At 63.0% G+C, this 24,584-nt stretch carries 23 protein-coding genes and 3 pseudogenes; 12 read left to right on the top strand and 14 right to left on the bottom strand.

What is annotated here, in order from left to right:
* Nucleotide 1: 1 nt before the first annotated feature.
* The 3 genes from ACQPYR_RS21790 to ACQPYR_RS21780 are packed head-to-tail and all read right to left on the bottom strand — an operon-like array spanning nucleotide 2 to nucleotide 4,040.
* Nucleotides 2-1,174 (bottom strand): acyl-CoA dehydrogenase family protein, encoded by a 1,173-nt coding sequence (locus ACQPYR_RS21790; protein ID WP_433634900.1) that lies wholly within the window; start codon nucleotides 1,172-1,174, stop codon nucleotides 2-4.
* Between the two features lie 3 nt (nucleotides 1,175-1,177).
* Nucleotides 1,178-3,148, bottom strand: a complete 1,971-nt coding sequence (locus tag ACQPYR_RS21785; RefSeq protein WP_433634899.1) for a flavin-containing monooxygenase — start codon at nucleotides 3,146-3,148, stop codon at nucleotides 1,178-1,180.
* Nucleotides 3,149-3,155: 7 nt separating this feature from the next.
* Nucleotides 3,156-4,040: an IclR family transcriptional regulator gene (locus tag ACQPYR_RS21780; RefSeq protein ID WP_433635210.1), complete on the bottom strand. Its 885-nt coding sequence runs from the start codon at nucleotides 4,038-4,040 to the stop codon at nucleotides 3,156-3,158.
* 213 nt (nucleotides 4,041-4,253) lie between these two features.
* Between ACQPYR_RS21780 and ACQPYR_RS21775 the strand changes: the two genes are divergently transcribed.
* The 3 genes from ACQPYR_RS21775 (at nucleotide 4,254) to ACQPYR_RS21765 (ending at nucleotide 5,958) form a co-directional block, all read left to right on the top strand.
* Nucleotides 4,254-4,907: a TetR/AcrR family transcriptional regulator gene (locus ACQPYR_RS21775; RefSeq protein WP_433634898.1), complete on the top strand. Its 654-nt coding sequence runs from the start codon at nucleotides 4,254-4,256 to the stop codon at nucleotides 4,905-4,907.
* Nucleotides 4,908-5,214: 307 nt separating this feature from the next.
* A complete protein-coding gene (locus tag ACQPYR_RS21770) occupies nucleotides 5,215-5,718 on the top strand; it encodes a thioesterase family protein (RefSeq protein ID WP_433634897.1) in 504 nt (167 codons plus the stop codon).
* Between the two features lie 45 nt (nucleotides 5,719-5,763).
* Entirely contained in the window at nucleotides 5,764-5,958 is a 195-nt protein-coding gene (locus ACQPYR_RS21765) for an alpha-L-rhamnosidase C-terminal domain-containing protein (protein WP_433635209.1), read from the top strand.
* 33 nt (nucleotides 5,959-5,991) lie between these two features.
* Here ACQPYR_RS21765 and ACQPYR_RS21760 read toward each other — a convergent pair whose 3' ends face one another.
* The 4 genes and pseudogenes from ACQPYR_RS21760 to ACQPYR_RS21745 form a co-directional block, all read right to left on the bottom strand.
* On the bottom strand, nucleotides 5,992-7,182 hold the full coding sequence (locus ACQPYR_RS21760; protein ID WP_433634896.1) for a hypothetical protein: 1,191 nt from the start codon (nucleotides 7,180-7,182) through the stop codon (nucleotides 5,992-5,994).
* Between the two features lie 94 nt (nucleotides 7,183-7,276).
* Nucleotides 7,277-7,840 (bottom strand): IclR family transcriptional regulator, encoded by a 564-nt coding sequence (locus ACQPYR_RS21755; RefSeq protein WP_433635208.1) that lies wholly within the window; start codon nucleotides 7,838-7,840, stop codon nucleotides 7,277-7,279.
* Nucleotides 7,841-7,879: 39 nt separating this feature from the next.
* A pseudogene (locus tag ACQPYR_RS21750) lies at nucleotides 7,880-8,065 on the bottom strand (helix-turn-helix domain-containing protein); the annotation flags it as partial.
* Nucleotides 8,066-8,107: 42 nt separating this feature from the next.
* Entirely contained in the window at nucleotides 8,108-8,755 is a 648-nt protein-coding gene (locus ACQPYR_RS21745) for a GntR family transcriptional regulator (protein ID WP_433634895.1), read from the bottom strand.
* Between the two features lie 217 nt (nucleotides 8,756-8,972).
* Between ACQPYR_RS21745 and ACQPYR_RS21740 the strand changes: the two genes are divergently transcribed.
* Genes ACQPYR_RS21740 through ACQPYR_RS21720 form a run of 5 tightly spaced genes read left to right on the top strand, consistent with a single transcriptional unit; the run spans nucleotide 8,973 to nucleotide 13,918 of the window.
* Entirely contained in the window at nucleotides 8,973-9,596 is a 624-nt protein-coding gene (locus ACQPYR_RS21740; RefSeq protein WP_433634894.1) for a cysteine hydrolase family protein, read from the top strand.
* Nucleotides 9,597-9,602: 6 nt separating this feature from the next.
* The gene (locus ACQPYR_RS21735) at nucleotides 9,603-11,402 is read left to right on the top strand and encodes an FAD-dependent oxidoreductase (protein WP_433634893.1); all 1,800 of its coding nucleotides are present in this window, start codon (nucleotides 9,603-9,605) and stop codon (nucleotides 11,400-11,402) included.
* 30 nt (nucleotides 11,403-11,432) lie between these two features.
* On the top strand, nucleotides 11,433-12,395 hold the full coding sequence (locus ACQPYR_RS21730; RefSeq protein ID WP_433634892.1) for a 3-carboxyethylcatechol 2,3-dioxygenase: 963 nt from the start codon (nucleotides 11,433-11,435) through the stop codon (nucleotides 12,393-12,395).
* Between the two features lie 52 nt (nucleotides 12,396-12,447).
* Nucleotides 12,448-13,254 (top strand): alpha/beta fold hydrolase, encoded by an 807-nt coding sequence (locus ACQPYR_RS21725; protein ID WP_433634891.1) that lies wholly within the window; start codon nucleotides 12,448-12,450, stop codon nucleotides 13,252-13,254.
* 25 nt (nucleotides 13,255-13,279) lie between these two features.
* A complete protein-coding gene (locus tag ACQPYR_RS21720; RefSeq protein WP_433634890.1) occupies nucleotides 13,280-13,918 on the top strand; it encodes a TetR/AcrR family transcriptional regulator in 639 nt (212 codons plus the stop codon).
* Between the two features lie 99 nt (nucleotides 13,919-14,017).
* On the opposite strand, the pseudogene ACQPYR_RS21715 reads toward ACQPYR_RS21720, so the two are convergent.
* Nucleotides 14,018-14,143: pseudogene (locus tag ACQPYR_RS21715) on the bottom strand (Tn3 family transposase); the annotation flags it as partial.
* A 20-nt stretch (nucleotides 14,144-14,163) separates the two neighbouring features.
* Here ACQPYR_RS21715 and ACQPYR_RS21710 point away from each other — a divergent pair.
* A complete protein-coding gene (locus ACQPYR_RS21710; RefSeq protein WP_433634889.1) occupies nucleotides 14,164-14,349 on the top strand; it encodes a hypothetical protein in 186 nt (61 codons plus the stop codon).
* A gap of 217 nt (nucleotides 14,350-14,566) precedes the next feature.
* Nucleotides 14,567-15,141, top strand: a pseudogene (locus ACQPYR_RS21705) (Tn3 family transposase); the annotation flags it as partial.
* Here ACQPYR_RS21705 and ACQPYR_RS21700 read toward each other — a convergent pair.
* Nucleotides 15,105-15,761, bottom strand: a complete 657-nt coding sequence (locus tag ACQPYR_RS21700; protein WP_433634888.1) for a TetR/AcrR family transcriptional regulator — start codon at nucleotides 15,759-15,761, stop codon at nucleotides 15,105-15,107. The pseudogene ACQPYR_RS21705 and the gene ACQPYR_RS21700 overlap by 37 nt on opposite strands.
* Nucleotides 15,762-15,865: 104 nt before the next feature.
* On the opposite strand from ACQPYR_RS21700, the gene ACQPYR_RS21695 reads away from it, so the two are divergent.
* Entirely contained in the window at nucleotides 15,866-16,978 is a 1,113-nt protein-coding gene (locus tag ACQPYR_RS21695) for a Gfo/Idh/MocA family protein (RefSeq protein WP_433634887.1), read from the top strand.
* Nucleotides 16,979-17,153: 175 nt separating this feature from the next.
* Here the strand turns inward: ACQPYR_RS21695 and ACQPYR_RS21690 are convergent, their stop codons facing one another.
* The 4 genes from ACQPYR_RS21690 to ACQPYR_RS21675 all read right to left on the bottom strand — a co-directional run bounded on the left by ACQPYR_RS21690 (nucleotide 17,154) and on the right by ACQPYR_RS21675 (nucleotide 22,356).
* Nucleotides 17,154-17,492 carry an SDR family NAD(P)-dependent oxidoreductase gene (locus ACQPYR_RS21690; RefSeq protein ID WP_433634886.1) on the bottom strand — a complete coding sequence of 113 codons (339 nt, stop codon included), beginning with the start codon at nucleotides 17,490-17,492 and terminating at the stop codon, nucleotides 17,154-17,156.
* Complete coding sequence (locus tag ACQPYR_RS21685; RefSeq protein ID WP_433634885.1) at nucleotides 17,489-18,943, bottom strand: phytoene desaturase family protein; 1,455 nt, start codon at nucleotides 18,941-18,943, stop codon at nucleotides 17,489-17,491. The genes ACQPYR_RS21690 and ACQPYR_RS21685 overlap by 4 nt, the downstream gene beginning before the upstream one ends.
* Nucleotides 18,944-18,984: 41 nt before the next feature.
* On the bottom strand, nucleotides 18,985-20,796 hold the full coding sequence (locus ACQPYR_RS21680) for a DUF3556 domain-containing protein (protein WP_433634884.1): 1,812 nt from the start codon (nucleotides 20,794-20,796) through the stop codon (nucleotides 18,985-18,987).
* 102 nt (nucleotides 20,797-20,898) lie between these two features.
* On the bottom strand, nucleotides 20,899-22,356 hold the full coding sequence (locus ACQPYR_RS21675) for a class I adenylate-forming enzyme family protein (RefSeq protein ID WP_433634883.1): 1,458 nt from the start codon (nucleotides 22,354-22,356) through the stop codon (nucleotides 20,899-20,901).
* A 38-nt stretch (nucleotides 22,357-22,394) separates the two neighbouring features.
* On the opposite strand from ACQPYR_RS21675, the gene ACQPYR_RS21670 reads away from it, so the two are divergent.
* Nucleotides 22,395-23,750 (top strand): PucR family transcriptional regulator, encoded by a 1,356-nt coding sequence (locus ACQPYR_RS21670; protein WP_433634882.1) that lies wholly within the window; start codon nucleotides 22,395-22,397, stop codon nucleotides 23,748-23,750.
* A gap of 450 nt (nucleotides 23,751-24,200) precedes the next feature.
* Here the strand turns inward: ACQPYR_RS21670 and ACQPYR_RS21665 are convergent, their stop codons facing one another.
* A complete protein-coding gene (locus ACQPYR_RS21665; RefSeq protein WP_433634881.1) occupies nucleotides 24,201-24,323 on the bottom strand; it encodes a hypothetical protein in 123 nt (40 codons plus the stop codon).
* Nucleotides 24,324-24,584: the final 261 nt, after the last annotated feature.

The following is a 24,584-nucleotide window of genomic DNA, read 5'->3' as shown; positions in this document are numbered from 1 at the left end:
TTCAGACCCCTTTCGCAGCGGATCGATCCGCCAATCGCAAGTCGCGGCCGATGATTTCGCGCATGATCTCCGAGGTCCCGCCGTACACCCGGGTGACCCGGGCGTCCGCGGCGGCACGCGCGATCGGATATTCGCGCATGTAGCCGTACCCGCCGAAGAGCTGCTGGCAGCTATCGAGGCAGCGGAACTCCATCTCGGTCGCCCAGAGTTTGGCCTTGGCCGCGTCTGCGGGGTTGAGCCGCCCGGCATTCAGCTCGAGCACGCACTTGTCGATGAACGCCTCGGCGACCGTCACCTCGGTGGCCACGTCGGCCAATGCGAACCGGGTGTTCTGGAAGCCTCCGATCTGCTGGCCGAAAGCCGTTCTGGCACGTACATAGTCGACCGTGGTTCGCAAGGCCGCGCGTGCCCGGCCGAGGCTGCCGACGGCAATCTGCATGCGCTCCTGCGCCAGATTTCGCATCAGGTATTCGAATCCGCGCCCGACCTCGCCCAATACGTTCGCCTTGGGTACCTCCGCATCGATGAAGCTGAGCTCGGAGGTGTCCTGGCAGTGCAGACCCAGTTTATCGAGATTGCGGCCGCGTTCGAAGCCGGCCATACCGCGCTCGACGACCAGCAGCGTGATCCCATGATGCGGGTCGGGCGAGGTGCGCACCGCAGTGATCACGAGGTCGGCATTGGTGCCGTTGGTGATGAAGGTCTTCGCACCGTTGACAAGAAAATGATCGGCCATATCGACTGCGGCGGTGCGGATTCCGGCGACATCTGACCCCGCTACTGGCTCGGTCATGCCGATCGCCGCGATCAGCGCACCGGACACGAAGCCGGGCAGCCAGCGCTGTCGCTGCTCGTCATTGGCCAACTCCACGAGGTACGGAGTGCAGATGTCGTTGTGCACAGCGAAGTTCAGGCCGACCCCGCCGCAGTCGGCGTCCATGAACTCTTCGATCAGAATCTGATTGAACCTGAAGTCCTTGACCCCGATGCCGCCGTAGTCCTGCGGTGCGGCGAATCCGAGCAGCCCGAGTTCGCCTGCCCGAGCGAAGATCTCACGCGGAACGATGCCGGCGTCCTCCCATTCGAGATAGCGCGGCGCGACTTCTTTCTGCACGAACCCGCGTGCCAACTCCGCGAAGGCCCGGTGATCGGCCTGGTAATGCCCGCGTTCCACGTCTCATCGGGTCTTTCGCGCGGGCGTGGTCAGGAAGTGCTCCGGGTTCGGCTCGCGCAGCATGGTCCAGTAGTCGACAATGCGCCACGGGCACGCAAGCCACGCTCGGCCGTGCTTGTTGCGGTAGTAGCCGGTCGCCGATTTCGCTTGCTGCCATACCGTTTTGTCCAATTCGGCGTCGACGCGTTCGTTGTACTCGTCGGTCGCCTCGCGGGTCGGTTCCATGGCGTGTAGATCATTCTCCACCAGGTATTGCAGGCACTCGACCACGTAATGCACCTGCTCCTCGCTGAGCACGTTGTGCCCGCCACCGTGGTTGGGCGCGGAATTGGGCCCGGCGGTAGTGAACAAGTTCGGAAACCCCGGCACGGTGACCCCGAGATACGCCCGGGGATCCTGATCGGCCCATGCCTGCGATAGTTTCAGGCCATCACGACCGGTTATGTCCAGGAAGCTCAGGAACTCGATCTTGAATCCGGTCGCGAAGATGATGACGTCGGCCGGGATGAACTCACCCTCGGTAGTGATCACGCCGTCCGGCGTGACCTCCCGGAACGATGCTCGGTGCAGCGAGACGTGCTGGCGCTTGAGCGCGGCGAGGAATCCCGGATCCTTGACGATCCGCTTCGCGAAAGGCGGGAAGTCCGGTGTCAGTTTGGCTTTCAGATCCGGTCGATCGCCGAGCACGTTGTCCATGTGCTGAAGGCACGCCTGCATCGTCTGATCATTCGCCGGCGATGCGGATACATGGGTGGCGAACCACTCCGGATCGATGCGTGGGATCGAGTACAAATTGTCACCGGCCAGCCAGAAAGACTTCAACCGGTACCACTGATGTAGGTAGGGGATGTGCTCGAAACCCCATTGCACCGACTCCGGCACATCCAGCCGCGTCGCCCTTTCCGCACTGATCCAATGTGGTTGGCGCACTACGACATCGAGTGACCGCGCCTGATCGACCACGCTCACCGCCACCTGGACGGCTGTGCAGCCGGTGCCCAGCATGACCACGCGCTTTCCGACCAGATCGACTCCGTGCCGCCACTCGGCGGTATGCATGGTTTCGCCGCGGAAGGAGTCCAGACCGGGAATATCGGGAATCTGAGGGGAATTCAGAACGCCGGTCGCGGTGATCACGGCAGTGAAACGCTCAGTGCGTTCAACACCCTCCGCGTCGCGCACGGTGACCGACCACAGCCGGTCCTCGTTCGACCAGGAGCAGGAGATGACCGACGTCTTCAGCGAAATATGCTCGTAAACGCCATATTTATGCGCTACCCGGTGCATGTACTCGAGGTATTCCGGTCCGACCGGGTAGTACTTCGACCACCGCGGATTGAGCTCGAACGAGTAAGAGTAGAAGTGACTCGGCGTGTCTACGGCCGCGCCGGGATAGGTATTGCGCGACCAAGTGCCGCCGATGTCGCCGCTCTTCTCGAACACGTGGTAGCTGAATCCGGCCTCGCCCAGTTTGATCGCGGCATTCAACCCCACCATGCCAGCGCCGATGACGGCCACTCGGAAGTCCGCGGGCGGCTTGCGCGTGACCGGGACGATCCGCCGCGACGGCTCGAACCCGCCCTGCTCACGCAGATGCGCCACGAATTCCACGCCCACCGGTTGGTTAACACACACTTCGGTCATGCGCCGGAAAAGTTCGTCATCAGGCACCGTGATGCGCGGCGTCATGCCGTCGGCAAAGAACTCCAGCGCCCGAGCCCGCACCTCGACGGCGACCTCGTCCGGATATGCACCTGGATCCAGCTGTTCCCCGATGTCTTTCACGCGCTGCCCAGCAGCGGCGAGCTTGTCCCGGAATTCGTCGAGCAAGGCGCGGTCGCCTGTCATATGTACGAGCGCCATCAGCAGTGCGCCCGGCTCGACCATGGCCACCGCTCGGGCCAGGGCGTCGGTTTCGACTTCGGGTACCGGCGCAACGACATAGGTGGGTCGGTCCGGAGTTATCACGGTCATGGAATTCTCACCGGTTCTTTCGTTCGGAGGCTACCCGTGCGTTCTCGACCAGCGAGACCGCACCGGTCGACTCGGGAAGCTGCGCATGGTCCGCGACCGGGCCTACCGGCGGCGAATAAGCCGGAGGCACCGCACGTGGGCGCAGGCGCGGCACACCGGATGCGGCGTGCCAGATGTCCACGGCCGCACTGCGCACCATCGCGACCACGGCGTCGGTCTTCACGCCACGCGTCGGACCGCACAGCGACAGAGCGACGCGGCCGCGATCGACATCGATGCCGATCGGGGCGGCGACCACGGTCACGCCTAGCGCGCACCCCTGCGCGTCTACCGCCACACCGCCTCGATCTCGGACCTTGCGCAGTTCGCGTTCCAGTTGCAGCCGCGTCCGGACGCTGTAACAGGTCGGGGTGGAGGCGAATTCCAGCTCCGGCCACGCCTCGGTATCCATCGACGCCAGCAGCGCATGGCCCGCGGCACTGAGTTCGACCGGCTGCCGCGCGCCGATCGTCCAGCCGCGACCATTGTTGGGCCACAGCCCGACTCGCTCGAGATGCAGGATTTCCGACCCGGCAAGAATGCTCAGATGGGCGGTGAGGCCGGTGCGCCGGTTGAGTTCGGTCATCACTGGTACCGCCGCCTCGTGCACGCTGCGCTGGCGCACCACCTGGGAACCGAGTTCGAACATCCTTATGCCCAAGGCGTATTTGAACCCATGCCGTTCCACCCATCCGAGTTCCACCAGCCGCTGCAGGATGCGATGGGTCGACGAGCGAGGCAGATGCGCACGCCGGGCGATCTCCGCCAGCGTGAGGGGCCGCTGGCCGACGAATGTCTCCAGCAGCGATGTCACTCGATCGATCATCGCGGTGGGGGCCTCTTCGATCTGCATCGTTGCCACGTCTACCTCCGACCGCTCAGCAATATGTCAGATTATGACTGCATGTCATAATCTGACAGGTGTGAGTGTAAGCATGAGGTTAGCGAGATGTAAAGCAGGTCACATCGCACCGCGGGAAAAGTCCGCTGGCCGGGCGGGTGACCACGGTGCCCACCCGGCCGCACTACTGTTGGCGACGAGAACAGAACCGAGGGGAGGCTGCCAGTGAGCAAGCCGGCCAAGCAGACGCTGACCGAACGCCGCGCGGAAGAGCTGCGGCTCACCATCGCGCTCACCGCTCGCGATCTGTTCATCGCCGATGGGAACACCTCCGCGACGGTCGAACGCATCTGCGAAATTGTCGGAATCGCCCCCCGCACGTTCCACCGCCACTTCCCGGTGAAGGAAGACTTGGTGATGCCGCTGTTCCGCCGCACCGAGGCGATCATCTACGAGGTGCTCGAGCAGGCCGCCCCGGATGCCGACCCGGTCGAAACCCTCGTCGACGCCTTCACCGCCGAGATCCGTCGCCGCCAGGTGCCGGAATTCGATCGCGACTTCCTAGCCCTGATCAACGCCGACCCGCAGTATCGGCTGCGGTGGCTGGACTGGGGCGAGGGATTGTGGGACCCGGTGACCGAATTCCTTTCCGTACGAATGGATCTAGGCGATGATCCGTTCTTGCGCACGCTGCCGGCGAAGCTCGTTCTGCACACTATCCGCCAGGCCTACACACACTGGGTCAGCGCCGGCAATACCGAAGACTTCGCGGAGGTGGAGGCGCTGCAGCGGGCGGGCATCACCCGACTGATCTCGGGTTTGAAAGCCGTTACGCCACAAAAGAAGTCTCCAGCTGCCGCAGGGCGACGGAAGGCCTAGAACCGCCAAGTCATGCGAAATCGCCTGTGCTCGAATATTCGGGAGCAAGCACCGGCGATATCCCCACCAACCGGGCGCCTACCCGCCACTCCTGCTCCCCGAGCCCCCGACTGGGAGGAACTGCGCCGCGCCGGGCAGGACATCAAACGCCGCATCCTCGCCAACCTCGATAACACCTCGAATAACTGGAAGCCGCGGTCACAATATGCCACCTCCGTAAAACAGCTCTAACCTCGCTGGAGCGATGCGACCACTGAGCGGAACCCGGTGCCCTGCAGCTCGACTCGTTCCGCGAGTATGGAAAACCATGGCGCCTCAACTCCCAACTCTCGAGCAAGTCTTGCCTCTACCCGATCCGATCGAGGGGATCGTCACTGCAGACCTCATCGATTCGAACGGCCACATGAATGTTGTGCACTACCTGAACCAGAACTCGGAGGGTGCGGACGCCCTGGTGCGGAACGTCGGGGTCGACGAGGCCTATCGCTCCGAGCGGAGGCTGGGGCTGTTCACCACCGAACATCACCTCGTGTATTACAGCGAGCTGCGTGAAGGCGACAAGTTCTCGGTGCACGCACGCGTTCTCGGCCGCACCGACAAAGCAGTGCATATGATGACGTTCCTCTTCGACCGATCCCGGCAGCGTCTGTCCAACACACTCGAAATCATGCTGGTACACGTCGATCTCGAGGCACGCAGGGCAACCGCATTGCCCGAGAACATCTCCGCGGGGTTCGACCGCCATATCTCCCGATCCACCGAATTGGACTGGACCGCACCGATCTGCGGGGCAATCGCACTACGCCGATAAGCGTCGGAAGCGCCGACCGCCACGCGGTGGTCAGTTCGACGAGGCCTGACACGGGTCGCGAAATCGGTACAGACCCCATTCGGTCGCGTGGCCAGCGGCTGGCAGATCTCCGATGGCTTTGTCACGCTGACGATTGCGGTGCCCGCGGGAGCTCAGGCGATCGTTCGAGTCACCCCTGCGGAGAAGACCACCGAATCAGTTCTGGTACACACGAATTCAGCTGGGAAGCAACATCGATAGACCTGGCAACGTCCTGACTGCCGGAGGGAGCTCTCAGCGAGACGCGCTGGGCCAGACCATATCGGCCGAGGCCAGATATAAGGCCCGGACTGCCAGCACGCGCTCGATCTCGTCGACAACTGGGGCGAAGAATCGATGACGGTGATCCGCATCGCTCATCGAGATCACGGCGAAATACATGCAGCCGAAGCCGCCGAAGAGAGTCGCGTTCTTGAACAGCGCAGCCGGAATACTGGGGAATAGACCCGACGGGGTAGGAATAACACCAATCCATTGCTCGGCGGTATCCGGCGTTACCACAAGCAGGCCCAAAGCAATGAAGAACAGGAATAACGCAAGCCCGACTACCGCGGCCTGCATCAACTGCCGCGTCGCGAGCATCAGCAATAGATTTCGTTCCTGGCGCCCGTTCAAGGGAATCGTAGGCAGGTGGCCATCGGGTACCAACTCATCGACAGGCGCATCCGCCAGCGGCGTACCCGATGCTGCGGCACTGAGTCTTTCCGCGCTCAGGTCCTGTTCGACTCGGTCGATTTCGTCACGTAACCGGGCAGCCGAAGCAAGCACGGTCACCACGCCGAACAGGGCTACGACCGCTGATAGGCGCCACCAGTGGAGCCGGTTCATCGCCTGCCACAGCTCACCGGTGAAGAACAGAAACAATGTGGCGAACAACAACATCGGAAGCGCCCGACCCAGTAGTTGAACACTGTTCCGCAGGTCGAACAGGGTGCCGCGAATCGCCCGTCGCAGCAACGCCCCGAGACTGTAAACCGTTGCCACGAATGTCGCGGCGAATCCGAGCGCAAAGAAGGCCGCGAAGCCGAGAAAACCGATGAAGGCTCCCCCGGGTGGTGTCACCGTGCCGTCGACAGCCAGCTGCAACAGCGGAACCACCACCGGCATTGCACTGTAGGCCGCGATGCTCGCGGCCGTCACACGCGGTGATAGCTGCGGCATCCGTCTCACGAACAACGCCATGGCTGCTCGAACAGCGACGGTGACCGCGACGACCACGCCCAGCCAGACCCAGCGCCCGGACCCCGCGCTTTTCAAAGGAACCAGCCAGACAAGGCTGGCAATCGCGACGAATAGCATGTTCGGCAGCATCCGTGGTAGCACGTCGTCGACGAACCCGTAGTTCTCTATCATCGTCGGGACACCCTGGCGGACGAACCATCTTTCGATCCGACGCTGCGATACCCCCGTGACATGTCGTGTCATGCGTCCGATCCTCGCTGCTTGCGTCGCCGCCTCAGCGCACGTTTCCCACCAAAGAGATCTGAACTATTTACGGGCCCAGACATAAGCGCTGTGATCACATACTCCGGGGCAACTGGACACGTGACAGCGCACTGGAGGCACGGGCGCAGACACGGCGAAGGCTGGCCTCGCAACGATGGATGTCGAGCTGTCCGTGCACTCCAGAGACGGAGAGTGCGGCGAGGGCCCGGCCGCGCCTGCCCAACACCGGTGCGGCGACACAGCACAAGCCAACTCGGCTTTCTTGATGGTCGTAGGCGACGCCGCGGAGCCGAATCGCACCCAATTCCGCACTCAGCTCTGCCACGTCGGTGATGGTGTGTGCCGTAAGTGCGTTCAGTGGAGCGCTCAAAGTCCTTGCCGCAGCGAGGGATCGATAAGCCAGCAGAACCTTGCCCACCGCTGTGGCGTGGGCAGGTAGTGTGCCACCGATTCGTGACGGCGCAACCGCACTACGGTGGCCGTAGATCTTCGCGAGGTACACCACATCGGTGCCGACGAGGCTCGCCAAATGAACAGTGTGGTGGGTTGATTCGTACAGGTCCGTCAGATACGGCAGCAGCAAATCGCGTACCCACTCGTGCTCAGGCGAGTTCACGACCGAGCCGAGCTCATGCAACCGAGCTCCATGTCGATAGCCGGTACCAACACGTTCGACGACTCCGATTCGCTCCAACGTCCCAAGCACACGGAACGCGGTCGACTTACTCAGCTGCGCGCGACGAGCAAGCTCGCTGACACCAACGCCACTATTCGCCTCCTGGCCGAATGCGGCCAACAAACTGATCGCCTTTTCTACAGCAGCACGGTCGTCACGATCATGTCCAGTAGCTGAGGCAGTCATCCTGGATACCTCTCGCTACGACATCTCGGCTGAATTCGGAGCTCAATCGCCGCCACCATCACGAATAATTCGAATCGTCCCGGTGATGTGCTCCTCCATCGCTTGGCGAGCAGCAAGGGCGTCCTGATCGGCGATCGCGTCGAGGATTTGATGATGATCACGCTGCCGGTGCGGTATAGCGTCTGCCAGCGGATTCTCCACGCCCGCAGTGCTTATGAGGAAATCGGACATGTCCCACAGCCGCTGACTGGTTTCGGCCATGATCCGGGAGTGCGCCATGGCATGAATGGCCGCATGAAATTCACGGTTATGGACGAGATAGCCGTGCGCGCGATCGCGCGGATCCACCGACTCGACCAAGTGATCAGCGGAGTCGGTCATCTGCCGAAGTTGATGGAGCTGAGCCTCCGTGCGGCGTGCGGCAGCGACGGCTGCGATAGCACCTTCGGTCCCACCGAAGAGCAGGAAGAAGTCGTCGACCTCCTGGGCACTATAACGAGCAACCTCGCAGCCGACTTGCGGAATGATCCGTACGAGGTGGTCGCTGGAAAGCCGCCGTAGCGCCTCCATGACGGGTTGCTTGCTGACGCCGAATTCCTCTCGCAGCGCCTCCACCACGATCTTCTCCCCCGCCGCATACCGTCCCGCGAGGAGACGTTCTTTCACCGCTTCATAGAGGGCCGTCGACAACCGCGTACCCGAAAGACGTGCGGAAGTCGAACCGAACCCAGCGCCCACGGATCCAGCCGGGGTCCCTCTGCCAGCAGATTGCTCATGCAGTCGATAGCCGTTTTCGATCACTGGGCGCCCTTCCGAACCAAGAGTGCTTGCATGCTAGCACTTGAGTTTCAAGGGCCGCCAAGCTAGCGTCGTAGCACGCTAGCATTCCAGCTCAGGAGAACATGACATGGAGCTCGACCCGCGCACCACAGCCGTTGTGGCGGTTCATTGCCAAGGAGACATCGTCGGACCGGATGGCGCGTTTGCATCCTTCTTCCATCAGCAAGTAGTCGAACGCCGAGTCCTGGCTCGCATTGCCACGTTGACGGACGCGATGCGCGCCGCGGGCGGCATGATCGTCTACACCCGTGTTGCCTGGCGGCCGGACTTCTCCGATCTGCAGGCGAACTCCCCGATACTCGGAATCGTTGCCCAGTCCGGATGCCTCAAAGACGGCAGTGAGCTCGCCGGGATCGTTGCCGACGTAGCACCGCATGACGGTGACATCGTGATCACACATCAGCGGGTTGGTGGTTTCGCGGAGTCGGATCTGGACGCGACGCTGCGTGAGCGGGAGCTGGACACTCTCGTGTTCTGCGGGGTTGCGACGAACTTCTCCGTCGAGGGAACCGCACGGGTCGCCAGCGACCTCGGCTATCGGGTCGTAGTCGTCGACGATGCCTGCGCGGCCGCCAGCCCTGATGCCCACGCCGCCTCGCTGGCCTCACTGGGACTTCTCGCCGAGATCGTGACTGTCCAGGACGTACTCGATGCCTTGCCGTCGAGCGCGCCTGCCGATGCCCAGGAGTGAATTGCTTTGAGCGGTAATGCATTCGATACCGATGTACTCGTGGTTGGGACCGGACCGATGGGTTCGGCCACCGCTCTCGCGTTGGCCACCTATGGAATTCGCGTCCACCTGGTCAACAGGTGGAACTGGCTATCCGATACGCCGCGCGCACATATCACCAATCAGCGCACTGTCGAGGTACTGCGCGATCTCGGGGTGGAACAGGAAGCTGCCCAGTATGCGACGCCATGGGAGCTGATGGGAGACACCCTATTCACGACGAGCTTGGCCGGGGCGGAGATCGCAAGGCTGAGGACATGGGGCACAGGCGATGACCGGATCGGCGATTACATCAAGGGAAGTCCATGCCCGCTGCTGGACGTCCCCCAGATGTATCTGGAACCAGTGCTGTTCAAAAACGCCGCCGATCGCGGAGCCACCGCATCGTTCAATACCGAGTACCTTTCACACACCCAGGACGCCGATGGAGTAACCGCGCACCTACAGGACCTGCTCACCGGGCGCTCGTATTCGATGCGAGCCCGCTACCTCGTCGGCGGGGATGGTGCACGTTCCAAGATCGTCGGTGAGCTCGGACTCGAACTCGATGGTCACCACGCCCGAGCCGGCACGGTATATGTCCTGTTCGAAGCCGATCTGGCGCAGTATGTCCAGCACCGACCCAGCATCCTGAACTGGATCGTCACCTCGAGCGCCGACTTCGGCGAAATCGGGATGGGTCTGCTGCGTGCGGTGCGTCCGTGGCATACCTGGATCGCCGGTTGGGGTTACGACCTGGCCGCCGGTGAGCCGGATCGCTCCGAGGCCACCGTGCTGGCGAAGGTTCGTGCCTTGGTCGGCGATCCCGGACTCGAGATCGAGGTGCGGTCGACCTCGACCTGGTTTGTCAATCAGGCTGTGGCTCGTAGTTATTCGAAGGGTCGTGTGTTCTGCGGCGGGGACGCCGTGCACAGGCACCCTCCGAGCAGCGGCTTGGGCTCCAACACCTCGATCCAGGACGGGTTCAACCTGGCCTGGAAGCTGGCCTACGTCATTCGCGGCAACGCCGACGAGTCTTTGCTCGACTCCTACAGTCGCGAGCGCCAACCAGTTGGCGCGCAGGTTGTGGCACGCGCCAACCAATCTCGTCTGGACTACGCACCCATCAATGCCTGCCTGCGCGTCAGTGATCACACCGATCCGCTGTCCGCGGGTTTGACCAGATTTCACGACTCAGGTCCCGCTGGTGCGGAGGCCCGCGAAAAGCTTCGAAAGGCATTGGAGCTGAAGAATTTCGAGTTCAACGCACAGGGAATCGAACTCAACCAGCGATACGAATCCGGTGCCGTAATCGCCGACACCGAAGCAGGACCCGAGACGTTCGAGAAGGATCGCCAGCTTTACCTCAAAGCCACAACGCGGCCCGGTGCCAAGATTCCACACGCGTGGCTTGTCGATCGTAATGGGCGGCGGATTTCCACTCTCGACGTGACCGGCCGCGGACGGTTCACCCTCATCACCGGCGTCGCTGGCCAAGCGTGGGTGCGCGCCGTCGAACTACTCGACCGGCCATATCTCACCACCGTCATCACCGGCGCGTCGGACACCGCAGACGTCTACTTCGACTGGGCACGACTACGAGAAGTTCACGAAGCCGGTGCGATTCTTGTCCGCCCCGACGGGTACGTCGCATGGCGCCACACCGCCCCAATCTGGCACGCGGACACGGCAATGAGAGAACTCCGGGTGGCAATCGATTCGGTTCTCGGCAATAACGTCGCGGACGCCGCGACTCCGAATCGCGTGACCGACACGGTCGCCCTTTAATTTCCAGTTGGCAGCCAGGAGAAGATACCGATGCCAGTCGCCTTATGCGCACTGTCGCACTCGCCGTTGATGGGCCGCAACGACCCCGAACAATCGGTCATTACTGAAGTCGACAGCGCCCTCGCGCACGCCCGATCTTTTGTGACCGACTTCGACCCGGACCTCGTCATCGTCTTTGCCCCGGACCACTACAACGGCGTTTTCTACGACATGCTCCCACCATTCTGCATCGGCCGCGCCGCCACTTCCGTCGGCGACTACGGAACCCAGGGCGGCTCCCTGGACGTCGACTCCGCGGCCGCCGACGCCATCCTACGGTCAGTTTTGGCCAGCGGAATTGATGCGGCTCTCTCGGACAGGATGGTTGTCGATCACGGTTTTGCTCAGCCCATGCAACTACTGCTCGGCTCGATTACCGCGAAACCTACGGTGCCGATATTCATCAATTCTGTCGGCGAGCCGCTCGGACCGGTAAGCCGGATCCGGTTGCTGGGCAATGCGGTTGGTCACGCGGTTTCAGGGATGGATCGAAAGGTGTTGTTCCTGGCTTCCGGCGGACTGTCCCACGATCCGCCGGTCCCGAGAATCGAAACCGCCGAGGCTGATGTCAAAGCCCGGCTCATCGACGGCCGAAACCCGACTCCAGCTGAGCGGGCCGCGCGCGAAGATCGGGTGATCAATGCCGGACGTGCCTTTGCCGCAGGCGCTTTCACTGAAATGCAGGCGCTGAACCCGGACTGGGATCGCCAGTTCCTGGATCTGCTGGCCTCCGGCGACCTCGAGCGCGTCGACGGCTGGTCGGTCGACTGGTTCGTGGAACAGGCCGGGCATTCATCGCATGAGGTGCGCACCTGGATTGCGGGATATGCCGCACTCGCCGCCACTGGTCCTTACGCCGTCCGATCCACGTATTACCGCCCGATTCCCGAATGGATCGCCGGTTTCGCGATCACCACCGCTGTCCCTGCCACCTCTTCGAGTCAGGAGAACTGACGTGCCCCATTGGTCATCTGTGTGGACCTCATTCCCCAGCTTGGATTTCGCCGTGCGATATGTCCAAGTCGGCCCGTGGCGGACTCGATTGCTCGAAACCGGCACCGGACCCGAAACCGTCGTGCTGATGCCTGGCACCGGTGGACATCTGGAGGCCTACGCCCGCAACTTCGCTGCTTTCGCGAAGCAATACCGAGTACTCGCTTACGACTACCCGGGGCATGGGTACACCACCTTCTCCGACCATGACCTGGAACTGGACCACTACGTTGAACACTTACTCGGCCTACTCGATACCCTCGATATCGATCGGGCCCATCTCAACGGTGAGTCGCTCGGTGGCTGGATCGCCGTGAAATTCGCTGCCCGCCACCCCAACCGGGTCGAAAAGCTTGTCCTGAACACCCCGGGCGGCACCATGTCCCGACCCGAGACGATGGAAACGATCCGATCGCTATCACAAGCTGCCGCCGACGATCCCACTCCCGACCGCATCCGTGCCCGACTCGAATGGTTGATGGCCGACAACTCGTCGGTGACCGATGAGCTCGTTGAGATTCGCCGCAGGATCTACGCGCAACCCGGGTTCGCGGATTCGATGCGGCACATCCTGTGTCTCCAGGACTCGCAGGTCCGCATGCGCAACCGCATCACCGACGAAGAATTGGCGGCCGTCCCCGGTCCAGCACTCGTTGTGTGGACCAGCGACGATCCGTCAGGACCAGCCAAGGCGGGACTCGACATGGCCGACAAGATCCCCGCTGGCCGATTCGAGTTGATCACCGGCGCAGGGCACTGGCCGCAGTGGGAGCAAGCGGAGCGGTTCAACCAGCTCGTTCTTGCCTTCCTCGCGGAATGAACATCGCCCGAATGGAACCCGCCGCATGCGATCAGACGCCGCACGAAATCTGACGCGGATCCTGTCCACTGCCGATCGGCTGCTCGCAGAGCGTGGAGTCGACGTGACTCTCGACGATGTGGCGCATGCGGCGGGGGTCGGCGTCGGGACTGTGTATCGACGGTTTGCGAACAAGTCCGAATTGCTCGCTGCGATTTTGCAGGAGTATGTCGCGGAACTCGAGGCCCGAGCAGGGGCGGCCGTGCTCGAGGACGATCCGTGGGTCGGGCTGACCCGACTGCTCGAACGGATCTGCGAACTCGTCGCGGGCAATCGCGGAGTCGCCATCGCCATGACGGAACTGGAGGATGGCACAACATTCTTCGATCAATTCGAGGCTGCGGTCGCGCCTGTAGTGGAAATCTTGCTCGACCGGGCACGAGTGCGTGGCGACGTGCGACCGGACGTGGTGCCGTCGGATGTCCTTGCGCTGATCCCCATGGTGCATGCGGTCGCGGCGTTCGCGGATTCGGTGCAGCCGGATATCTGGCGCCGGTACCTCGCGCTGCTATTGGATGGGATGCAAGCCCAGGCGGGCCCACTACCGACTCCCGGGCTGACGCTGGAGCAGATCAGAACCGCACGCGCTGCCACCGTGGCAAGTAGACGGCATTTTCGTCAATGACGGCAGCCACGAACCGAACCCGGGTTACCGAGCTGTTCCACGCCGACCTATCCGCGCTGCGCAGCGTCGTCGTTGTCGACCGTGCCGACACCTGGTCATCTCAGATTTCGGCCCGGCCCGGTACAGGGTGATCTTGCCGAGGTCCCGGATGCCCGGCGAGACTTGCAATCCGAGCAGGTCGAACAGCCCCGAGTTGACCGGTGTGACACCGTGCGTATCGGTCGATTCCAATCGCGGAATTCACGGTGCCCTGGATCTGCGCACCCCGAACCAACTCCCGGACAACGGTTCTGCTCGAGGTACGCCGCCCTGTCGACGGTGCCGCGATCATCGAACTCGATCGCACCGGCCGACCGCGCCACGCTTACCAGGTCAGCACCCATGATGTCGACGCCCGTATCACCGGAAATCTCCCCGGACCGCTGTTGTAGGAGCTGCTCGGCGCACTGACCACTGGAGTACAAGCCGCCGAACCGCATTGCCGCCGAACTGTTTTCGCCACCGCAGTCGACGATCGCGATTCCATCGCGACCGCTGCGGCCGCTGGTTACCGACATAGTTCGCTGCAGGTGATCCTCGCGATCGCGGTCATGTCACTCATACCGGCCGCTGGATGATTCTTCGGACAGTCAGCGCGGTTCCCTACGTGCGGCATTCCCGCTGGCCGGGCCACTGCTGACACGCCGGGCCAACCTAGATCTGGTTGCCGGGCACTGGGACGACCTGCTGCGGTTGGCCGGGTCGCCGACATTTGGGCACGCCACTGCGTCGTTGCGGGTGGGCAAGCTGTCGGCGTCGGGTCTGCAGAATGCGCTCGCTGCGGCGCTGAAGGAATACGGGGCACTACGCAGGACGATCTACGCCGCCCGCTACCTGTCCGACCCGGACTACCGACGCCGCATCGCCCGTCAGCTGAACACGGGCGAATCGCTGCACGCGAAGGCACGGCGCGGGCCCGACAGTGGAGCCGCAGACAGAGCAAGCTTGCTGCCTCACGGCGGTCACCAACGCCGTGGTCACGTGGACGACCGAGTACTACGGGCTGGCGGTGGAGTCGATGCGCCGGTCTGAAGGCCGGATCGACGACGAGGCGCTGGCCCACATTTCCCCGGCGCACAGCGAGAACATCAACTTCTTCGGCTCCATCGACGTGGGTATCGAGGGCGAGCTCGCGCGGGCCCACCGGCTACCGGCCGCTGTGCTCGGCCGACACGCTCTTCTGAGGCAACCCGCCAGCGACGACGGGTGAACGGGAACTCTCTGTTGCCGGGCGCAGGCCATCGAGGATGATCCGCAGGCTTCGGCGCCATTGGTCGGATCTCGGTTCCAGACCGATGGTGTGGTCGGCGGGTATCGCGGTGGCGAGCACGAAGGGGATATCACACCAGTCGAGGTCATCGCGAATGACATGGGTATGTTGCGCCCGCTGGACGAGCTGATGCACCGCCTGCTGAAGACGGGTGATGTGCAGCTCCAGATCGAGACGACCTCCATGACCAGACAGCGCCTCATGCAGACCACAACTCGACGCCCGTAGCTGTACATACGCCTCGGCGAACTCGACGAAACCCTGCCACGCGTCGGGGGCGTCGAGCGCACGTTGTGCTCGATCGGTCATCTCATCGATGGTGTCTGTGAGAATGGCGGCGAGAAGGGCGTCCAGCGACGGAATCCGCCGATACAGCGTGCCCAGGCCCACCCCCGCGCGTTGCGCGATGTCGCGGGTTGTGATGGCAAGCCCCTGTTCGTTGATCGCTTGGCGTGTCGCCGTCACCAGCCGATCGACGTTGCGCCGCGCGTCCGCGCGCGGACGGGTTCCGCTTTGTGTGAGCAGCGCATCCACCGCTGAGTCGTGCATCACCAGAGTCTAGTCAAGCGGGTCAATCGGTTCCGGTTCTGATATTGTCTGAAAACGGAACAGCTTGACCCGCTTATGGAGGTGTGGGAATGATCAGGCCGATCGGCGTCGGCATCCTCGGAGCGAACCCGGACCGGGGATGGGCAGCGCGTGCGCACATTCCTGCGATCGCCGCGCTGCCCCAGTTCACGCTTACCGCGGTGGCTACCACCCGCAAAGACAGCGCGGAAGCCGCACGTACACGATTCGGTGCACGACATGCGTTCACCGACGCCCGCAGCCTTGCCACGCATCCCGACGTCGACCTCGTGGTCGTGGCCGTGAAGGTGCCGATGCACGCTGAGTTGGTCACCACCGCCCTCGACGCCGGCAAACACGTGTACTGCGAATGGCCGCTGGCCACGACGGCGGCCGAAGCCACAGCGCTGGCCGCCGACGCAGATAGGGCGGGTGTTCATGGCACTGTCGGCTTACAGTCACGGTTCTCGCCAGCCGTCCGTCGAGCGCGAGCGATGATCGCGGACGGTCGCCTCGGCACTGTGCAGTCCGCGACCGTCTACAGCTCCCGCAGCAAGGGAAATGCGCGCAACGTTCCCGCCTGGACGGCCTACACCTACGACCACCGAAACGGCGCCGGACTGGTCGAGGTTCTCGGCGGACACACCCTCGACCTCATGCAGCACCTGCTCGGACCGATCCGCGACCTCGCTATCCGAACGGCCATCCGAACCGGCGAGCACCGGGTATCCGAAACCGGGGAACCGATCACCGTCACCGCGCCCGACCATTTCCTCGCCCACGCCGAACTCGCCAGTGGCACCATCGCTTCTATCCACCTGCATGACGGCGACATAGCCACGCCCAGGACACGCATCGAGATCGCGGGCACTGAATCGAACCTCGCACTGACCTCGGCACCCGAAACCAACCCGTGGGCCGCGCAACTACAGATCGGCCAACTCGATCTCTACGAATCCCGGCCTGAGCGACCAGAGTGGACACCCGTCTCACTGGGTGCGGGCGGCGCCAGCACACTGCCGAGCGAAGCGGCCAACATCGCACGCGTGTATCAGCATCTCGCGACGGATCTCCGCGACGGTACACACACCACGCCCGACTTCCACGTTGCCTACGAACTGCACAAGCTCATCGAGCAGATGCCCCAGTCCAGCGGGCGTGTCAAGCCCCTTGAAACCGAATAGGGCGGCACTTACTCCCGTCACCAAACCCGGCGCTTGCTTCGGGCGCAAGCCCGACCTGCCGGACCCCGTCGGCGATCTCAGAAACGGTCCATTCTGAGATGGGTCCGGCGAGCTACCCGCCGGAGCAGAGAGAGCCGAATTCCATCTCAGAACCCGTTCTCACACAGAGACACCGTCAAGATTGACCGACATGGTGGAGCGTCCGTCGGCTAGAGAGGTTTCCACGATGGGGCACGGGCGTGCCGACGCGGGCATTGGCGACCATGATGTGCAGGCTCCCGAATTCGGTCACGGTCTGTTCGACCAGTTCCTGGACCTGTTGTTCGTGGGTGACGTCGGCGGGGACCGGGATCGCACCGTCGATGGAGTCGGCAGTGGCTTTGGCGGGATCGGGGTTGATGTCGGAGACGACGACACTGGCGCCGTCGGCCGCGAAACGGCGGGCCATGGCGGCGCCGAGTCCGGCTCCGGCTCCGGTGATAATCGCGATCTTGCCGTCGAGTGGGAGTGTCATGGGATCGCGTTTCTCTTTTGTCGTGTGTAGGAGGTCTTTGTGCGCAGTTTCCGCAGAGCTCGGGCGGCGGCATTGGCACCGCACATGCCATGGGCGCCGGGGCCTGGGGGCGTAGCCGCCGAGCAGAGATAGTGGCCGGGTATGCCGATGTCGTAGGGGTGCAGAGTCTTTCGCGGGCCGAAGACCAGTTGAGTGACGTCTTTGGCGCCGGTCATGATGTTGCCGCCCACATAGTTGGCGTTGTAGCTGGCAAATTGTGTTGTGCTACAGATTGTTTGGCCGACAATGCGGTCGCGGAAGCCGGGAGCAAATCGTTCTATCTGGGTGATGATGGCCTCGGTGGCATCGCCCGTATAGCCCTTCGGGACGTGGGCGTAAGCCCACACCGGGTGAACATCTCCGACCGACCGGCCAGGGTCGGCCAGGTATTGCTGCCCAACCAGGACGAACGGGCGGTCGGGCATGCGCCCGACGTGGGTGAGGCGTTCGGTGGCGGCGATTTCGGCGAAAGTGCCGCCTAGATGGACGGTTCCGGCGCGTCTCGCCGGCTCGGCTGCCCACGGAACGCCGTCATGGACCGCGAAGTCCACCTTGAATGCACCAGGACCGTATCGGAATCGCCGGTACGCTCTGGCGATTCGCGATGGCAGCCGGTCCTCGAGGATATCGGCCACCGCGGTGGGCGCGATGTCCCAGAGGGTGATGTCCGACGGTGGCAGTTGGGACCGCGACCGAATTCGCATCCCGGTTTCGATCTTGCCGCCGAGGTCGAGCAGGAGCGCGGCCATAGCCTCGGTGATGCGGCCCGAACCGCCTGCAGCGACCGCCCACCCGTACCGGTGCCCAGCGGTGAGTATGCCGAGGCCGATACTTGCGCTCAACGGCCGGTGCAGCGGCTCGAATGCGTGGGCGGCGACGCCTCCGAACAAGGCCCGCGCATGTTCTGTGCGGAAGATCTCCGCGACCAGCGCCGCGGGAGCCAGTGCCGGAATTCCGAAGCGGGCCAGGCTGACCGGATGGCGGGGCATGCGCAGGAGGGGACGCATGACGTCCGCACCGAACCGATCATAGGTAGCGACCGGCCGTGCGAATAGCAACCGCCAGGCCTGACTGTCGGCCCCCAACCCGGCAGCCGTGTCGGCTACCGACCGGTGCAGAACACCGGCGGTTCCGTCGTCGAGTGGGTGGACGCAATCTATCTCCGGCCACGCCCACTGCAGCCCGTAGCGTTCCAGGTTCAGGTTCCGCAGGAAAGGCGATCCGACGGCCATCGGGTGGATGGCCGAGCAGTGGTCGTGGATCAGCCCGGGCAGGATCGCCTCGCCGGAGCGGGTGCCGCCGCCGATCTGATCAGCAGCCTCCAGGACGGTGACCTGCAGACCAGCTTGGGCCAGAGTGATGGCCGCTGCCAAGCCGTTCGGGCCGCTGCCGACCACGATCGCATTGCTCATCGGATGTCCTTACTGTTGCTGGACTGGTGGGGCGCAACCGGTTATCGAGCCATCTCGACTTCCGGCGCGCGCCCGCTGAACAGCATCTGGAAGGCGTCCTCCCGCCGCGAGATGACCTGCAGGGGGATAGGTCCGTCGGGCAGCCACGGCAGCGCCTCGACTGCATCGCGGACTCGCCAGGTGCCGCGTTCGATGACACCGAGGGCGGCGTCGATGACCAGGTACTGCTGGGTTTCCCGGTGGATCGGCTGGGATTCGACCCAGACCACGATCCACTCCCCCGGGTTGAATCCGACCCGAGCCTGAACGGCGTTGACCAGGTCGACACCGTGCAGATGTCCGTCGCCGAAGTTGAAGCCGATCACCGAGTTACAGCCGAATTCCGCCTCTCGCACCGTCCACCGGTCGATGTCGGGAATGTGCTTCAGCAGCAGTGAGAACAGGCCGCGGCCCTGGCTGTGCATGGACCGCCACGCGATGGTCTGCTGCATGGTTATCTCGGCGACCGCCGGTGGGTAGCCCATGGCATCCAGCTGGTCGATCTGATTCTTGGTTGGTCGGTGCGGCAGCGAGTTCAGCTTCTCCTCTGCGCCTGGAGCGAAGGCCCACAGTCCGGAGGCCCAGTTGCCCGCATACTGACGCATCGACGGCAGGAACGACACCAGGTCTGGGCGCAGGTTGCCCAGGATCGGGAAGAACAGCAGCGCCGCGGCAACGGCTGCCAGCAACAGCGGCGACGACATGTCGGTCACCGCGTAGCCGTCCCAGGTGGGGAAGCCGAGGAAGAGGAACACCGCCAGGTACCCGAAGATGACGTTCCATTCCTGCGGCACCGCGAGAGCAACCATCGAGATGATGGTGATGTGCAGCAGCAGCATGACCGCCACCGCGGCAAGTGTGAGCCAGCGGTTCGTGGAGAACAGCAGCACCAGCGGACCGGCCAGTTCCACCGTCGAACCACCTATATGCCCGACGAGCGACGCAACTTTTGACGGGCGGATGTCGCGCGGGAAGTCGCGATACTGGGCTCGCTTGAACCACTTGGATGGAATGCACGGGCTATTGGACGTCATCGGCGCGATCACGTTGGTGAAGTGGTAGCCGAACTTCGAGAACCCGGCGCCCATCCACACCACACAGATCAGCAGCTTGGCCGCGATGATCATGTCGGTGAACGGAAGCACCGCGAAGAACACCAGAGCAGGGAAGTACTGCTCGCCGCGCGCAGCGAGGAAGATGGCCTTGTCCCGCAGCCCACACAGCACGTACAGCACGATCGGTGCGATCAGCAAAACCGGCGCGATCAGTCCGGACGTGTTTTCGGGAAGTACGGCACTGAGAGAGGCGCTCGGCTTGCCAGGAAGCACGATCGCGATCAGCAGGGTCGTCAGGAAAGCCAGGTAGAGCACGACGTCGAACACCGTGCGGCGGTCACCGTTGGTGAACGGCACTCGCCTCCACGGTCGCAGCCGGATAGTGCCGGGGCGGGCATAGAAGATGATGCCGCCGATCATCGGCTTGAACTTGCCGGCAAGTGGGCCCCAGGAGCCCGCGACGCCGATCGCCTCCAGCAACACCGTCCACAGGATCAGCTTCTGGTAGACGATAGGCTGATTCCACCAAGCTGCTACCTCCCAGAACGGGCCGACGCCCGAGGTCCAGGTAGCCAGCGCGGCACCTCCGAGCATGTACAGCAGCACCACTTTGGCGGTGTAGATGGTGTGGATCACCTTCGGTGTGCCGAAGCCGTACTCCACCCAATGCAATGCGAGCGTCCGCATGCGCTCCATGAGCGGTTTATCGAGAAATGTCTCCAGGTCGACCGGTGGAAAATCCGGCTCCTTGAACCCCATTGTTCGAACCTTCCGTACGAAGTTTTTCAGGGAATGCGAGGGCGCGCCGAAATAGTCGGAGCACCGCACGGTATTTCGGACAGCTCTTGGATAGGCAATCTGTTACGAACTGATGGTCATGGTCCGGAGCTTTCGCTTGTCGATCTTTCCTACGGGATTTCGCGGAAGCGCTTCTGTGAGGAAGATCGACACCGGCACCTTCGTGCGGGACAGCGTCTTTCGGCAATGCTCCAGCAATTCCCCATCGGCGGCGATCGAGCCGGGTGCGAGCACCACGTGGGCTACCGGCACCTCGCCGAGCACCGCATCGGGCGCGCCAACGACGGCCGCCTCGAGCACCGCCTGGTGGCTATGCAGAACGTTCTCGATTTCCTTGGGGTACAGGTTCTCTCCGCCGCGGATGATCACGTCTTTGATCCGGTCCACCAGCACCAGATAGCCATCGGAATCGAAGCGGCCGACATCGCCGGTGTGTAGCCAGCCGTCGATGATCGTCGATGCTGTCGCCTCAGGGCGCCCGAGGTAGCCGCGCATGACATTCGGGCCGCGCACGACCACCTCGCCGGGTGAGCCGTCGGTGAGCAGGTTGCCGTCGGGATCCATGATCGCCACCGTCTGCCCCGACATCGGTAGCCCGACTGTGCCCGGTTTCCGTCCCGCAGGCGGATTCAGCGTTGATCCACACGTGCCTTCAGAGAGGCCGTAACCCTCCATTATCGGCACGTCGAATCGGGTTTCGAACCGGGCGATCAGTTCTGCGGGCATAGGCGCGGCACCGCAGATCACCCGTCGCAGTGAGGAGATGTCCGGGCGAAGTTCCTCAGGCAGAGCCACCAGCATTGCGTAGATCGCCGGCACAGCGGAAAAGTACGTCGGCCGTACCCTTTCGACCACGTCGAAGAATGTCTGCTTGGAGAACTTTCCGACGATCGTCGCCCGACCACCGGCGAGCAACGGTGAAAGGATGCTCACGATGATGCCGTTCACGTGGAACAAAGGCAGGATCAACAGGCTGTGATCGGTATCGTCGAGCTCGAGTCGCTCGGTCAGCATTCCGCACATCGCGGTGATATTGCCGTGATCCAACAGCACGCCCTTCGGCCGCCCGGTGGTTCCACTGGTGTAGATGATCAATGCGAGCGTCTCCGAGATCACCGAGAACGGTTCGGCCACAGCCGTATTCGCTATCGCAGCGGCACCGGCCACTTGAGCGACATCCAGCGTGCCGACGCCCTGCTCACCCTCGGTGATCACAATCTTGGCGGCGGAATCCTCGATTTGATACCGGGCCTCGTCATCGGTCAATGCTGGGTTGATCGGCGTTATGGCAGCGCCCAGCCGCCAGGCGGCAAACAGGATGATCACCAATTCCAGCCGATTTGGCAGCACCACAGCGACCACGTCGCCAGACCCAACGCCATTCGCCTGCAATACAGCGGCAGCCTGGCGGACCCGCTGCGCGAACGCATTGTTGTCAAGGTATTCAAGGTCATCTGCAATGCAGGGGTCGGTTGGATTCAATTCGGCCCGAATATCTGGCAATTCTGCGAAGTGTCGCACGATTACTCATCATCCTGTCCCGCTGTGATCGGCATTACATGAACAAGGTAGACATGTATTTAATGGCCGACTATGGGCCAGCGCGCCAGAAGATTTCTGCGGTGTTGTGCCGTCGGTACAAAGCATCGCGATATGACCGGACCGCCCCGTCGAGTACTGTGCCGCCCATGAGCGTCGACGTGGACCCCATCGTGCGGGATGTGGCAGGCCGCATAAAGGCCGACCTGGATCGCCTTACCGGCGACCTGACGTCCATGTTCGTCGATGTGATCCCCGAGTTCCGGCACGATGACGAGGTGCGCCGGCTTATGGTCGCCAGCACCTCCTCGAATCTGATAGTTATCCTCGACATGCTCACGTTGAGCATCGCCATCGACGACATCACCGTCCCGCCGGCCGCCGCTGAATACGCTCGCCGCTTCGCACAGCACGACCTATCACTGGAAGCGCTGCTACGCGCCTACCGCCTCGGCGAGCACACGGTCGTGCAATGGGCCGTGGCAGTACTGCGCGGCACAGACCACTCCACCGACGAGGCGCTGGCGACCGTGGGTCGGATCGCGTTGCTGGTCAACAGGTACGTAGATCAGGTGGTCGAGGGCATCATCGACATCTACGAGAGTGAACGGCGACGCTGGGACACACGCTCGGACGCCACGCGCGCGGCCCAGCTCCATGCGGTACTCGACACCGACGAACTCGATCTGTCCTCGGCCGAACAGATGCTGGCCACCTCGCTGCGCGGTTGGCACCTGGCTGCTGCCATCTGGACACCACCGGGTGTTCCCGACCCGGCAGGTCAACTGCGCGCCGGTACGGCGATGCTCCAGGCAGTCACTGGCAAGGCTCCCCTGACAGTCACCGTCGACGAACAGAACTGCTGGGCCTGGATCTCTTCGACTGGCAAACCCGCCTTCGATTCCGACCGGCTCGAACTCGACTTGTCCACGCGTCCGGGATTGCATATGGCCATCGGCGAACCCGGCTCGGGACTCAACGGGTTTCGTCAAACCTTCCGGGACGCGCAACGCGCACGCGGAGTCGCGATCGCTGTCGCACACCCGGATCGCCAACTCACCTTGTATGCCCATGTCGCGCTATCCAGTTTGCTCATCGATCAACTTCCTGACGTCCAAGCCTGGGCCCAGCGAGTGCTCGGCGACCTGATGCGCGACGACGAACCTACCGCGCGCCTACGCGAAACCGTGCAGACCTTCCTCGACGTGAGTGGCAGCTTCACCGATGCTGCCGCCCGCATGCACGTCCACAAGAACACCATCCACTACCGGGTCCGAAAGGCAGAAGAAATTCTGGGCCGCCCCATCGCAGAAAACCGGCTCGAACTCGAGGTCGCCCTCATGGCCTGCTCGCAACTTGCACTCAAGTACTCCTAGCCCGACGCAAGTTCTGCGACCCGTCCACAGTCGGAGCAACGGCAAGACGAGCGACGATCGCTCTGGGTGTTCTAGGTCTGATCTATTATCAGCAGTTTCCGCTGGTGGAAGGCGTGGGCGTAGTAGTTATTTCCCTCCGGACAAAAGTCGACATCACCCGACCTGCACGATTCCAATTACCATTCGACAATTCGCACGTCAGGCCAGTGGGGTACAACTACCCCCCCACCGAGGTGTTCGAGCACCCGGAGCTCCTGCCGCGGTACCCATCTCGCCAGGATGCAGTTACGGGCCCTGTTCGGCACATTGCTGACCACTCTGCCCGACATCCAAGCCGGTCAACCCACCTGCCGGAGCGGCAACTTCGCTGCTGTTCGATGGGATGCAAGCCCAGGCGGGTCCACTAAGAACTGCCGGGCTGACGCTGGAGGATCAGAACCGCGCGCGCTGTCACCGTGGCCAGTAGGCGGCGTTCTTCGTCAATGACGGCAGCCACGGACCGAACCCGATGATGACGCCGCCCAGCTGATGGGTCGGCTGCGCGGAGCGCAGCACAATCATGAGGATAGCCAACGTCAATATCATCAGAAGCACGCTGACGATCGCCGTTATCCACCAAACTCTTCCCATGGTCTGACCCCCTGTCGCGGGCTGTGGACATCCAAGTCAGGTCGGCAGCGGTGACCTAGTTCTGCTCGAGGCCAGGGGTTCAGCCCCGCATCGGGGAGAGCGATGTCGCGAATGTCCAGTCAATCGTTGAGGCGTCCGCTGTCGAGCGGTTCGGCCTCGCGGAGTTAGAACTGCTCGATCTCGAAATGAGTTGCGCGGGCGGTG

The organism is Nocardia sp. CA-120079 (assembly GCF_050955745.1).
Taxonomy (GTDB): domain Bacteria; phylum Actinomycetota; class Actinomycetes; order Mycobacteriales; family Mycobacteriaceae; genus Nocardia.
Note: the sequence above shows the minus strand (reverse complement) of the source record. Positions and strands in the feature narration are given on the sequence as shown.